Source organism: Caballeronia sp. TF1N1 (assembly GCF_022878925.1).
In the GTDB taxonomy this organism is placed as follows: Bacteria; Pseudomonadota; Gammaproteobacteria; order Burkholderiales; family Burkholderiaceae; genus Caballeronia.
In genome coordinates this window covers 388,954-401,169 of record NZ_CP084626.1, presented here as the reverse complement: position 1 = coordinate 401,169, position 12,216 = coordinate 388,954, and the positions used below count along the sequence as shown (strand labels likewise).

10 protein-coding genes and 1 pseudogene are annotated in these 12,216 nt (G+C 63.0%); 3 read left to right on the top strand and 8 right to left on the bottom strand.

The features are described from left to right. The first annotated feature begins 32 nt into the window (after window positions 1-32). Complete coding sequence (gloA, locus tag LDZ28_RS01890; protein WP_244827053.1) at window positions 33-419, top strand: lactoylglutathione lyase; 387 nt, start codon at window positions 33-35, stop codon at window positions 417-419. A 336-nt stretch (window positions 420-755) separates the two neighbouring features. Further along, a complete protein-coding gene (locus LDZ28_RS01885) occupies window positions 756-1,685 on the top strand; it encodes a DMT family transporter (protein ID WP_244827052.1) in 930 nt (309 codons plus the stop codon). 86 nt (window positions 1,686-1,771) lie between these two features. Here LDZ28_RS01885 and LDZ28_RS01880 read toward each other — a convergent pair whose 3' ends face one another. The 3 genes from LDZ28_RS01880 to LDZ28_RS01870 form a co-directional block, all read right to left on the bottom strand. Next, complete coding sequence (locus LDZ28_RS01880) at window positions 1,772-2,785, bottom strand: DedA family protein/thiosulfate sulfurtransferase GlpE (protein ID WP_244827051.1); 1,014 nt, start codon at window positions 2,783-2,785, stop codon at window positions 1,772-1,774. 303 nt (window positions 2,786-3,088) lie between these two features. Then, a complete protein-coding gene (locus LDZ28_RS01875) occupies window positions 3,089-3,418 on the bottom strand; it encodes a hypothetical protein (protein WP_244827050.1) in 330 nt (109 codons plus the stop codon). 3 nt (window positions 3,419-3,421) lie between these two features. Next, complete coding sequence (locus LDZ28_RS01870) at window positions 3,422-4,057, bottom strand: FadR/GntR family transcriptional regulator (protein WP_244827049.1); 636 nt, start codon at window positions 4,055-4,057, stop codon at window positions 3,422-3,424. 488 nt (window positions 4,058-4,545) lie between these two features. Between LDZ28_RS01870 and dgoD the strand changes: the two genes are divergently transcribed. Beyond that, window positions 4,546-5,694, top strand: a complete 1,149-nt coding sequence (gene dgoD, locus LDZ28_RS01865) for a galactonate dehydratase (protein ID WP_244827048.1) — start codon at window positions 4,546-4,548, stop codon at window positions 5,692-5,694. A gap of 39 nt (window positions 5,695-5,733) precedes the next feature. Here the strand turns inward: dgoD and pabB are convergent, their stop codons facing one another. The 5 genes and pseudogenes from pabB to grpE all read right to left on the bottom strand — a co-directional run bounded on the left by pabB (window position 5,734) and on the right by grpE (window position 12,118). Further along, the gene (pabB, locus tag LDZ28_RS01860; RefSeq protein ID WP_244827047.1) at window positions 5,734-7,530 is read right to left on the bottom strand and encodes an aminodeoxychorismate synthase component I; all 1,797 of its coding nucleotides are present in this window, start codon (window positions 7,528-7,530) and stop codon (window positions 5,734-5,736) included. Window positions 7,531-7,567: 37 nt separating this feature from the next. Next, on the bottom strand, window positions 7,568-8,704 hold the full coding sequence (dnaJ, locus tag LDZ28_RS01855; RefSeq protein WP_244827046.1) for a molecular chaperone DnaJ: 1,137 nt from the start codon (window positions 8,702-8,704) through the stop codon (window positions 7,568-7,570). Window positions 8,705-8,975: 271 nt separating this feature from the next. Then, a complete protein-coding gene (dnaK, locus tag LDZ28_RS01850; RefSeq protein ID WP_244827045.1) occupies window positions 8,976-10,940 on the bottom strand; it encodes a molecular chaperone DnaK in 1,965 nt (654 codons plus the stop codon). Window positions 10,941-11,106: 166 nt separating this feature from the next. Then, a pseudogene (locus LDZ28_RS01845) lies at window positions 11,107-11,510 on the bottom strand (thioredoxin family protein). 17 nt (window positions 11,511-11,527) lie between these two features. Beyond that, window positions 11,528-12,118 carry a nucleotide exchange factor GrpE gene (gene grpE / locus LDZ28_RS01840; RefSeq protein ID WP_244827044.1) on the bottom strand — a complete coding sequence of 197 codons (591 nt, stop codon included), beginning with the start codon at window positions 12,116-12,118 and terminating at the stop codon, window positions 11,528-11,530. Between the last annotated feature and the right edge of the window lie 98 nt (window positions 12,119-12,216).

Below are 12,216 nucleotides of genomic sequence, written 5' to 3'. Positions count from 1 at the left end.
TCTTTTCGCAATCAAACAACAGGAACCCCACCATGCGACTCCTTCACACGATGCTGCGCGTCGGCGATCTGCAACGTTCCATCGATTTCTATACGCGCATTCTCGGCATGAAAGTGCTGCGTCAAAGCGAGAACACCGAGTACAAGTACACGCTCGCGTTCGTCGGTTACGGCGATGAGAGCGAGACCAGCGTGCTCGAGCTGACCTACAACTGGGGCGTCGAGAAGTACGAGATGGGCACGGCATATGGTCATATCGCGCTGGAAGTGGACAGCGCCGCCGACGCGTGCAACCGTATCCGCGAAGCCGGCGGCAAGGTCACGCGCGAAGCCGGCCCGGTGAAGGGCGGCACGACGGTGATCGCGTTCGTCGAAGACCCGGACGGGTACAAGGTCGAGTTGATCGAAAAACATTCTTGATCGACGTCCGACGTTGGACGTTCGATTCAGGGCAATTGCGGCAATCGGAAGCGGCGAAGTGATGCCGTTTGCTCAAGCAGACCGTGCTTACCGCTTCCAAACGACGTGCGCTTGCGCACGACGGCGCTTGTCGTCAAGCCGAACTCGGCGTGTTCGAACGTCAGGCTGTGGGCGCACGACCGACCACGGCTAAGCCGGCCGTAATCATCGCGCTCGAACGTAAGGCCGGTCACGCTTTCGCATCACCGTCGTGCTACTTCTGGTTTTTCACGCGCAGCGTCACCACTTCGCTGGCACAATCGACGCTCCAAAACAGTGCGACGTCGATGCGTGAACATGAGCACATCCTCTTTCGCCCTGCGCCGCGCGCCCGACCTCACGGCCGTCGCCGTGATGATTGCGCTGTGCGGCGTGTGGGGCTTTCAGCAAGTCGCCATCAAGGAAGCAAACAGCTTCATTCCGCCGATGCTGCAAGCGGGCGTACGCTCGCTCATCGCCACTTTTCTGGTGTTGATCTGGACGCGCACGCGCGGCGTGCCGCTCTTTCAGCGCGACGATACCCTGCCCGCCGGAATCCTTGCCGGCATATTGTTCGGCGGTGAATTCGTCTGCATTTTCTTCGGCCTGAGTCTCACGACAGCCTCGCGCATGGCCGTCTTTCTCTATACCGCCCCCTGTTTCACCGCACTTGGCCTGCATTGGTTCGTCGCCGGCGAGCGGCTTGCGCGCACGCAGTGGTGCGGCATCATGCTCGCGTTTTGCGGCATGGCGCTTGCCTTCGCGGATGGTTTTCTGCACGGCGCGCCGCAAAGCGCATCGACCTTGCGCGGCATCGCAGGCGATGCGCTCGGCGTCATGGCGAGCCTTTTCTGGGCCGCGACGACGGTGGTCGTGCGCGCCTCGTCACTCTCGCGAACGAGTGCGAGCAAGACGCTCTTCTATCAGCTCGCGGTATCGGCGGTCATGCTGCTCGCGCTCGCGGCCGTCACTGGACAAACCCATGTCGACGCGCTGCCGCCGCTCGCTATCGCAAGTCTCGTTTATCAGGCCGTGGTGGTGGCGTTCGTGAGCTATCTGACCTGGTTCTGGCTGCTCACGCGCTATATGGCGTCGCGGCTCTCCGTATTTTCGTTTCTGACGCCGATTTTCGGTGTGACCTTCGGCGTATTGCTGCTCGGCGAGCACTTCACCGCGCGCTTCATGGTCGCCGCGGCGATGGTGCTTGCGGGCATCGCGCTCGTCAACCGGCGCGGCGGGAACGCTTGAGTTTCGATTCGAGCGCCGACCTGGAGCATGGGCGCTTGCGGCTATCACCCGAGTAAGCCGGCGCGGCAGGACCGCCCGAGTTTCGATTACTCGGGCGCCGTCGCGCGGATCGTGACCATGTCGTCCATGTCGCTGTCTTCGTGCGTATCGACGTGCGGCTTTTCCGGCGGAATGGATTCGATCGGATAGCCGTGCTTCTCCCACGCGTCCAGGCCGCCCTTGAGCGGACGCACGTTGGTGAAACCCTTGGCGCGCAGCCGACGCGAGATAGACTTGGCCGTCGCTTCGTTCGGGCAGACGCAATACACGACGACTTCGTGCTCCGACAGCAACTGATCGACGCGGCCGGGGGAATCGAGATCCAGCGCGACCGCGCCCGGAATGCGATACGGCTCCTTGCGGCGTATGTCGATTGGCCGTGCATCGTAGATGACGGGCGGCGTATCGCTTTGCATCATGGCGTCGAGCTGGTCGGGCGTGATGTGATACTTCTCCAGCCACTGGTGAAACTGCACGCGCCGCACCCATCGATACAGAATGAAACCGACGCCCGCGAGCACGAGAATATCGATCACGGTCGCGCCGTTCGCGCGAACCAGCACGACGAGGCGCGCGATCTGCTCCTGCAGCGCCGCGCCGCCCAGAATCCAGAAACTGGCCCAGGCGGTCGCGCCGATCAAGTCCCACAACACGAACACGCGCACGTCGATCTGCGTGGTGCCTAGCAGCGGCGCCGACACGAGCCCGAGTCCGGGAACGAACTTGGACAACGCGAGCAGCGGCACGCCGAAGCGTTCGAACCAGCGACGCGCGGTGCGCAGCGTGGAGTCGATCGAGAGGGAGAAGCGCACCAGCGAGTTGAGGAAGCGTCGGCCGTAGAGACGGCCTGCCGCGAACCAGAGCGAATCGGCGATGAGCACCGCGAGCACGGCCGCGCCAAGCATCGGCCAGAAGGACGACTCGCCGGACGCGACGAGCGAGCCGGCGAGAATCAGCATCGGCGCGGCGGGGACCGGCACGCCAAGTTGCGTCGCGAGGACGCTGACGAACACGGCCCACGCGCCCCACGACGACGCAAGCGAAGTCGGGACGTGCGGCATTCAAACTCCTTCACGAGCTAGCGCACGGTTCTTCGATGCGGGCGTGCTTTCGGTGCGGTGCGCGAGGGCTCCACTTTATCGCGATCGTGAATGGTTTGCCTGAATGTAGCGGTGTCAGCGGGGCGTTTGGGTCGTGCGTGCGTGGCGCTGTCACTGCGGTGTGATGTGCGGGGAAGAAGCGCGCATTGCCTTCTTGCCGATGAACGCCAGCCGGTTCGGCGACGACACATGCCGAGGTCGCAGGACAGATGGTTCATGCCTCCGATGTACGCCTCGATCTGCTGTCTGCTATCTGCGATTGCGTCACGCCAAAGCCGATTGGCCGGCGCGCGTCGTGCGGCGTGCGGCGTGCGCCGTGCGTCGTGCGTCGTGCGTCGTGCGCCGTGCGTCGTGCGTCGTGCGCCGTGCGTCTGCGCCGTGCGCCGTGCGTCGTGCGCCGTGCGCCGCGCGCCGTGCGCCGTGCGCCGTGCGTCGTGCGCCGTGCGTCGTGCGTCGTGCGCCGTGCGCCGTGCGCCGTGCGCCGTGCGCCGTGCGCCGTGCGCCGTGCGCCGTGCCCCGTGCGCCGTACGTCGTGCGTCGTGCGTCGTGCGTCGTGCGCCGTGCGGCATCGCGCACGATGATCCACCGACGCACGCCTCAACTCTCGATCCGCGACCGCGTCACGCCGAGCAGATCGGCCATTGCGCGGCGAGCGGCGCCAGCATTGCGCGCGATGATCGCATCGAACACCGCCGTGTGTTCGGCAAGCGACGCGTTGTACACCTCCGCGCGCTTCGCGTTCAGCCGGAGCTGGCCTTCCAGCGTGCGTTCGATCAGCGCGCCAAGCGGAATCAGCAACTCGTTGCTGCAGGCGGCCAGCACGCACAAATGAAAATCCAGATCGGCGCGTACCCATTCGTCGACGTTCTGCGCACCGACCATCGCCTGATGCGCGTTCGTGAGCCGCTCGCGCGTCTGCACTTCGTGATTGTCAGCGGCGAGCGCGGCTGCGTATGGCTCGATCATCTCGCGCATCTCCTGCAGCTTGAGCGCGAATTGCAGCGGCGGCGCCACGCGCGAGTACCAATCGAGCATGTCGGCATCGAGCAGATTCCACGCATCCCTTGCGCGCACGCGCGTGCCGACCTTGGGCCGCGATTCGATCAGCCCTTTCGATGTGAGCGTGCGCAGCGCCTCGCGCAGCACCGTGCGGCTCACGCCGAAGCGCTCCATCAATTCGGCCTCGCGCGGCAACGAAGTCTGCGGCGCGAAATCGCCGCGCAAAATGGCCATGCCGAGTTCGTGAGCGACGCGGCCGTGTAAATCGCGATGAATGATCTCGTTCTCCTGCTCGTTTGCGCACGATTATCGGGCATTGGCCGGGTGTGCTGAAGCGGTTTCCTTGGAACAAAGCGGCTTTGCATGGATAGCGGATAGTGCATGCGCGAGCGCCGCCATATTTCCACCGCTCCACCATCCGACTGCTCGTGCACCGATCCGCGACTTCGCCACTCTGCTGTTTCACTACTCGCACCTCGGTCACTTAACCACCAAGCTACTCACGACTCCCACAACTCCCACTACACCAACTCACCACCGAACATCTAGCGAATCCGCGAATCCGCAGATTGGCAAATCCGCCAATCCGCCAATCCGCCAATCCGCCAATCCGCCAATCCGCCAATCTGCCAATCTGCCAATCTGCCAATCCGCCAATAGTACTATTAATACTACATCAAGCCGCGTTTTGCTAAGATAGCGAACCCGTTCAGGAGACGTCCATGAAAATCACGAAACTGGAAACCTTCATCGTTCCACCGCGCTGGTGCTTCCTCAAGATCGAAACCGACGAGGGCATCACCGGCTGGGGCGAACCCGTTGTCGAAGGACGCGCGCATACCGTCGCCGCCGCCGTCGATGAACTCGCCGACTATCTCATCGGCAAAGACCCGCGACATATCGAAGACTTGTGGCAAGTGATGTATCGCTCGGGCTTCTATCGCGGCGGGCCTATCGGCATGAGCGCGATTGCAGGCGTCGATCAGGCGCTCTGGGACATTCTCGGCAAGCATCATGGCGTGCCGGTTCACGCGCTGCTCGGCGGACAAGTGCGCGACAAAATCAAGGTGTATTCGTGGATCGGCGGCGACCGTCCGAGCGATGTCGCGAACAACGCGCGCGCGGTCGTCGAACGCGGGTTCAAGGCCGTGAAGATGAACGGCTCGGAAGAGCTGCAGATGATCGATACCTTCGACAAGGTGCAAGGCGTCATCGACAACGTGCGCGCCGTGCGTGAAGCGGTGGGACCGAACGTGGGCATCGGCGTCGATTTTCATGGCCGCGTGCACAAGCCGATGGCGAAGGTGCTCGCGCGTGAACTCGATCCGTTCAAGCTGATGTTTATCGAAGAACCCGTGCTGTCGGAAAACGTCGAGGCGCTGCGCGATATCGTCAGTCAGACGAGCACGCCCATCGCGCTCGGCGAAAGGCTCTATTCGCGCTGGGACTTCAAGCACATCCTGGCAGGCGGTTATGTGGACATCATTCAGCCGGACGCGTCGCATGCTGGCGGATTGACCGAGTGCCGCAAGATTGCCTCGATGGCCGAAGCGTACGACGTCGCGCTCGCGCTGCATTGTCCGCTCGGGCCGATTGCGCTTGCCACGTGTCTACAGATCGACGCCGTGAGCTACAACGCGTTCATTCAGGAACAGAGCCTCGGCATTCACTACAACAAGGGCAATGACCTGCTCGACTACATCAAGAATCCCGAAGTGTTCGCTTATGCGGACGGGATGGTCGCGATTCCTCAAGGACCGGGGCTGGGAATCGAGGTCAATGAAGAGAAGGTGCGCGAAATGGCGAAAATCGGTCACCGGTGGCGCAATCCGGTCTGGCGGCATGCGGATGGAAGCGTAGCCGAGTGGTGATTTCCTGACGCGCTGACGGCTTGTCGAGATCGCGAGCCGTCACCGTCTCAGACGCGCTTTCACCCCTCCGCGCAACGCATTGCTGATGAGCAACTCATCGGCGCCCTCGAGGTCTTCGGTCGTCATTACGCGCTCGGCGGCTTCCAGTTCTTCGATCAACACCGCGCGCATCACGCCCGGCAGCACGCCCGCCTCGATGGGCGGCGTCCACCACTTTCCGTCGATGCGCGCAAACACGCTCGACCGCCCGCCTTCCGTAATCTCGCCGCGTTCGTTGCAAAAGAGCATGTCGAACGCGCCCTCCGCTTCCGCCGCTTTCCACGCGCGATCGTAGTCGGCACGATGCGTCGTCTTGTGACGCAACAGCGCGTCGCCGGAGTATCGCGGCGCAAACCCGCGATCCGAAGCGAGCAACACATCCACGCTATCCGACGCCAACGGCGCAAGCCGCGCGCTCGTCAATGCAAAGCGTCCGCTCTTGTCGAGCGCGATCCGCAACCGATACGGCGTGCCCGCCTCGAAGCCCGCACGATGTTGCGCGAGTTGCGCGTCCAGCTTGCGCTCATCGAACGGAAAACGAAGCCACGCGGCGCTCGCCTTCAAACGCGAAAGATGACGCGCGGCGTGGCGCACGTCATCGCGCGTGGCGTGCGTCGTCTCGAACAACTCGAAGCCAGGGTCCGCGCCCGTCAGAAAGCGCGCCTTCAACAGACACTCTTCGTACTCGCTCGCGGCATCGCTATCGAGCACGATTCCCGCGCCGATACCGATCACGCCGCGCGTGCCATCGGCATCCACGACGAGCGTGCGGATCGCGACCGACAGACAAAAGTCGCCGCGCGTATCGAGCCAGCCGATCGCGCCGGTATAAAGACCGCGCGGCGTGCTCTCGATCTCGTCGATGCGCTGCATCGTGCGGTATTTCGGCGCGCCCGTGATCGAGCCGCAGGGAAACAGCGCGCGGACGATATCGGCGAACGAAGCGCCCGGTTTCACACGCGCCTCGATGGTCGACGTCATCTGCCACACCGACGCATAAGCCTCGACCGAGAACAACGCCGGCACATGCACCGAGCCCGTCGCCGCCACGCGCGACATGTCGTTGCGCAACAGGTCGACGATCATCACGTTCTCCGCGCGATTCTTCGGGTCGTCGTGGAGCGCGGCGGGATCGGAGTCGCGTGGCGCGGTGCCTTTCATCGGCCGCGCGCGCAAAAGCGCTCCTTGCTTCTCGACGAACAACTCCGGCGAACACGAGACGACCACGCGGCCGTCCGGCATGGCGATGAACGCGCCAAAGCGCACCGGCTGACGCTCGCGCAAACGCCGATACAACGCGAGCGGCGTGCCGAATACATCGAAATTCAACCGGAACGTGAAGTTGATCTGATACGACTCGCCTTCGCGCAGCGCGTGATGAACGGCGGCGATGGCGGTATCGAATTCGTCGCGCGTGATGCTCGGCTCGATGCCCGCCACGCCCGCCACCGAGGGCGTCTCACAACCGCCATCTCGCGATGCAAGCCACGCGCTGGCTTCGTCGCGAGACATGGGCGCGCACTCGCGGAACATGAGCACTCGCAACGCACGATCCTCGCCGCGCCCGATACCGCCGAACTGGAGATTGCGCCCGAACTCGTAATCCGCGACGACGAGCGCATGCAGGCCGCTCTGCAAATCGGCATCGATGGCCGCGCATACGGCGTCGAGCATGCGCCCGTCTTCGCAGACATGGGCGCGCACGAATCCCGTGTACAAACGACTCGACCGCCTTTCGGCGGTCGCTTCGCAGTCGTCGAGCAGCGCGAACACCGCGCCGCGCTCTTCAGTCTTCATGGCAACACTCGCTGCCGGTCGTGCCACGTCTTACACATCAATCGAAGAAGCTTTTCACGCGGTCGAACCAGCTCTTGCTTTGCGGGCTGTGGCGCGCGCCGCCTTCCGTCAGCGACTTCTCGAACTGCTTGAGCAGATCGCGCTGCTGATCGGTGAGTTTCACGGGCGTTTCGACCTGTACATGCACATACAAGTCGCCCGCGATGCTCGAACGCAAACCCTTGATCCCCTTGCCGCGCAACCGGAACGTCTTGCCCGACTGCGTGCCTTCCGGCACCGTGAAGCTCGCGCGGCCCGCCAGCGTCGGCACTTCGATCTCGCCGCCCAGCGCCGCCGTGGTGAACGGAATGGGCATCTGGCAATGCAGGTCGTCGCCGTCACGCTCGAACACCGAGTGCTGCTTGATGTGGATCTCCACATACAAGTCGCCGCTCGGACCGCCATTGAGACCCGGCTCGCCGTTGCCGGCGGAGCGGATACGCATGCCGTCGTCGATGCCCGCCGGAATCTTCACTTCCAGCGTCTTCGTTTCCTTCACCTTGCCCGCGCCGTGGCAGTTCGTGCACGGGTCCGGAACATAGGTGCCGCTGCCGTGACACTTCGGGCACGTCTGCTGGATGCTGAAAAAGCCCTGCGACATGCGCACCTGGCCCTGACCATGACAAGTCGGGCAAGTCTCGGGCTTCGTGCCGGGCTTCGCGCCCGAGCCGTGACAAACATTGCAGTTGGCCCAGCTCGGCACGCGAATCTGCGTGTCGTAGCCGTGCGCCGCCTGCTCCAGCGTGATTTCCATGCTGTAGCGCAGATCCGCACCGCGATACACCTGCGGACCCGCGCGGCCGCCACGCGCCGCGCCGCCTGCGGCTTGCCCGAAGATGTCGCCGAAGATGTCGCCGAAGGCATCGGCAAAACCGCCGAAGCCCTGCGCGCCCGCGCCGCCCATGTTCGGATCGACGCCAGCGTGGCCGTATTGATCGTAGGCCGCGCGCTTCTGCTGGTCGGAGAGCATTTCGTAGGCTTCCTTCGCCTCCTTGAAATTCTCCTCGGCCTTCTTGTTGTCCGGGTTGCGGTCAGGGTGATACTTCATCGCGAGCTTGCGATACGCCTTCTTGATCTCTTCGTCGCTCGCGTTTTTCGCGACGCCCAGAATGTCGTAGTAATCCCGTTTCGCCATGTCGGTTCGATTCCGCCGCGCTTCTAACCCGACGGTTCCTCTGAGATGCTCCGGGCCATTCGACCCGCGCTTGAAACCTCTGACGCCTCGCCCCAAAACTCGGCTCGAAGCAAGACGCCTCTAAAAACAACGTGCCCGGAGAGCCGTCAGGCTCGCCAGGCGCGTTCCACGTCAGACGCTAGACGCGTCCCGATGCCGGTCTTCGCGTGACGCATACGCGCCGCGAAACGACCAAGGGCGCATGAATGTCGCCACTCACGCGCCCTTCGGCTTAGTCCTTCTTCACTTCCTTGAAGTCGGCGTCGACCACGTCATCGTGCTGCTGGCTCGCACCCGCTTCCGCCGATGCACCCGCGCCCGCCGCACCGGCCGCACCTGCCGCCGCGCCCGCCGCGCCTTGCTGCGCCTGCATGTCGGCGTACATCTTTTCGCCGAGCTTCTGCGATGCCGCCGCCAGTGCTTCGACCTTCGCTTCGATGGTCGCCTTGTCGCTCGCGTTGTCCTTCAGCGCGTCTTCGAGTTCCTTCAACGCAGCTTCGATCTTTTCCTTCTCGCCGACTTCGACCTTGTCGCCGTACTCGGCAACCGCCTTCTTCGTGCTGTGGACCAGCGCGTCGCCCTGGTTGCGGGCATCGGCCAGTTCACGCAGCTTGTGATCTTCCTCGGCGTTGGCTTCGGCGTCCTTCACCATCTTGTCGATTTCCGCGTCCGTCAGACCCGAGTTCGCCTTGATGGTGATCTTGTTTTCCTTGCCCGTTGCCTTGTCCTTCGCGCCGACGTGCAGAATGCCGTTCGCGTCGATGTCGAAAGTCACTTCGATCTGCGGCACGCCACGCGGCGAAGGCGGAATGCCTTCGAGGTTGAACTCGCCAAGCAGCTTGTTGCCCGCGGCCATCTCGCGCTCACCCTGGAACACCTTGATGGTCACGGCGCCCTGGTTGTCGTCCGCCGTCGAATACACTTGCGCGTGCTTCGTCGGGATGGTCGTGTTCTTGTTGATCATCTTCGTCATCACGCCGCCGAGCGTCTCGATGCCGAGCGACAAAGGCGTCACGTCGAGCAGGAGCACGTCCTTGCGGTCGCCCGACAGAACCTGCCCTTGAATCGCGGCGCCAACGGCCACGGCTTCGTCCGGGTTCACGTCACGGCGCGGTTCCTTGCCGAAGAATTCCTTCACCTTCTCCTGCACCTTCGGCATACGCGTCATGCCGCCGACGAGGATCACGTCGTCGATATCGCCGACCTTCACGCCCGCATCCTTGATGGCGGTGCGGCACGGTTCGATCGTGCGCTCGATCAGCTCTTCGACGAGCGCTTCGAGCTTGGCGCGGGTGAACTTGAGGTTCAAGTGCTTCGGACCCGACGCGTCAGCCGTGATGTACGGCAGGTTGATGTCGGTCTGAGCCGTCGACGACAGTTCGATCTTCGCCTTTTCAGCCGCTTCCTTCAGGCGTTGCAGCGCGAGCACGTCTTTCGACAGATCGACGCCTTGTTCCTTCTTGAACTCGCCGATGATGTAATCGATGATGCGCTGGTCGAAGTCTTCACCGCCGAGGAACGTGTCGCCGTTGGTCGAGAGCACTTCGAACTGCATTTCGCCGTCCACGTCCGCGATTTCGATGATCGAGATGTCGAACGTGCCGCCGCCCAAGTCGAACACGGCGATCTTGCGGTCGCCCTTTTCGGCCTTGTCGAGACCGAAGGCGAGCGCGGCTGCCGTCGGTTCGTTGATGATGCGCTTCACTTCCAGACCGGCGATGCGGCCTGCGTCCTTCGTTGCCTGACGCTGGCTGTCGTTGAAGTACGCCGGGACCGTGATGACGGCTTCCGTAACCGGCTCGCCGAGGTAGTCCTCAGCGGTCTTCTTCATCTTGCGCAGCACTTCAGCGGAAATCTGCGACGGCGCGAGGCTCTTGCCGTGCGCTTCGACCCATGCGTCGCCGTTGTCGTGCTTGACGATCTTGTAGGGCATCAGGCTGATGTCCTTCTGCACTTCCTTCTCGTCGAAGCGGCGGCCGATCAGGCGCTTCACTGCGTAAAGCGTGTTGCGCGGATTCGTAACCGACTGACGCTTGGCAGGTGCGCCAACCAGGATTTCGTTGTCGTCGACATACGCGATGATCGACGGCGTGGTGCGCGCGCCTTCCGAGTTCTCGATGACCTTGACCTGATTGCCTTCCATCAGCGCCACGCACGAGTTCGTGGTGCCGAGGTCGATACCGATGATTTTGCCCATTTTTTATACTCTCCTAGCTTTGATCGCTTTAGCGCTGCGGCCGGAAAACGCCGGCTTTTGCGGCCGATTTACCGGGCCGAACGCCCAAATATTCATACCTGTACGCAAGATAAGAACGCGGATTTCGTTTTCAAGACCCTGAAAGCGATGCGGTCTATATCTTTTTTCACTCGGAAGCCTTGCCGCGGATCTTTTCCCGTGCCGCCGCGACCGCCGCTTCGAATTGCGCGAGCCCATGCAGCCGGTGGCGCGCCCAAGACGCTTGCCGCGATGAAAGAAAAACCACGTCGGCACGCCATGCAGCAAAAATCGCCGTCCCAGTTCCCGATGCTCGTAGACATTGCTGTGAAACCACTTCAGTCCGAGCGCGCGGATTTCATCGGGCCTCGCGAGCATCGCTTTTTTGGCGATTTCGCAGTTGAAGCAGTCGACGCCCCAGAAGAACACGACGGCCAGATCATCGCCCGTCGAAGCCAGCCTGGCGTCGAAGCCGGGGGCGTCCAACTCCTGCATGGCGAAGACCGAAAACGCGGTGGCATCGACGGGAACGCGATTCTCCGAGGCGGCCATGGCGTTCTCGCGGCGCGTTACTTCGGTGCGGCGACGGTGACGAGAGCCGGACGCAGCACGCGATCCGAAATCACGTAGCCCTTTTGCAGGACGGACACGACGGTATTCGCTTCCTGCTCGGCCGGCACCATGGAAATAGCCTGGTGACGATGCGGGTCGAACTTCTCGCCTACCGGATTCAGCGCGGTGACGCGCCCCTTTTCCAGCGCGGCGGTCAGTTGACGCAGCGTGAGTTCGACGCCTTCCCGCACCTTGACGAGATCGGACGATTGATCGGCAAGCGCGGCTTCGAGACTGTCGAGTACCGGCAGCAGATGTTCGGCGAAGCTTTCGATGGCGAACTTGTGCGCCTTTTGCACATCGTCCTGACCGCGGCGACGCACGTTTTCCGTTTCCGCCTTGGCGCGCAGGAACTCTTCCTGGAGCGCGGCGATCTTCGCCTGCGCTTCGGCCAGCGCGGCTTCGTTCGCGTCCGGCGCGACTTGCGGCGCATCGGCGCCCGTCGGCGCTCCGGTTGCGCCGGCTTGGGTCGGGTCGGCGGCCTGGCGCGCGGTTTCGTCTGCGGGCGTGGGGTTCTGGCTCGCTGGATTCTCTTGCGTGTTTTCCATGTCGCTGAATGTATTGCTGTGAGTGAAATGGATGCGATCGGCCGGGAGTCCTCTTACCGCCGAGAACCAGGCCAGGCTTTTTCGCACTAGCGGCGGAA

What these genes read in the sequence shown, in the direction of transcription:
- pabB (WP_244827047.1), bottom strand. Translation starts at nt 7,530, where the DNA reads ATGAAGACTGAAGAGCGCGGCGCGGTGTTCGCGCTGCTCGACGACTGC.
- dnaJ (WP_244827046.1), bottom strand. Translation starts at nt 8,704, where the DNA reads ATGGCGAAACGGGATTACTACGACATTCTGGGCGTCGCGAAAAACGCG.
- grpE (WP_244827044.1), bottom strand. Translation starts at nt 12,118, where the DNA reads ATGGAAAACACGCAAGAGAATCCAGCGAGCCAGAACCCCACGCCCGCA.
- LDZ28_RS01885 (WP_244827052.1), top strand. Translation starts at nt 756, where the DNA reads ATGAGCACATCCTCTTTCGCCCTGCGCCGCGCGCCCGACCTCACGGCC.
- gloA (WP_244827053.1), top strand. Translation starts at nt 33, where the DNA reads ATGCGACTCCTTCACACGATGCTGCGCGTCGGCGATCTGCAACGTTCC.
- dgoD (WP_244827048.1), top strand. Translation starts at nt 4,546, where the DNA reads ATGAAAATCACGAAACTGGAAACCTTCATCGTTCCACCGCGCTGGTGC.
- LDZ28_RS01880 (WP_244827051.1), bottom strand. Translation starts at nt 2,785, where the DNA reads ATGCCGCACGTCCCGACTTCGCTTGCGTCGTCGTGGGGCGCGTGGGCC.
- LDZ28_RS01870 (WP_244827049.1), bottom strand. Translation starts at nt 4,057, where the DNA reads ATGGCCATTTTGCGCGGCGATTTCGCGCCGCAGACTTCGTTGCCGCGC.
- dnaK (WP_244827045.1), bottom strand. Translation starts at nt 10,940, where the DNA reads ATGGGCAAAATCATCGGTATCGACCTCGGCACCACGAACTCGTGCGTG.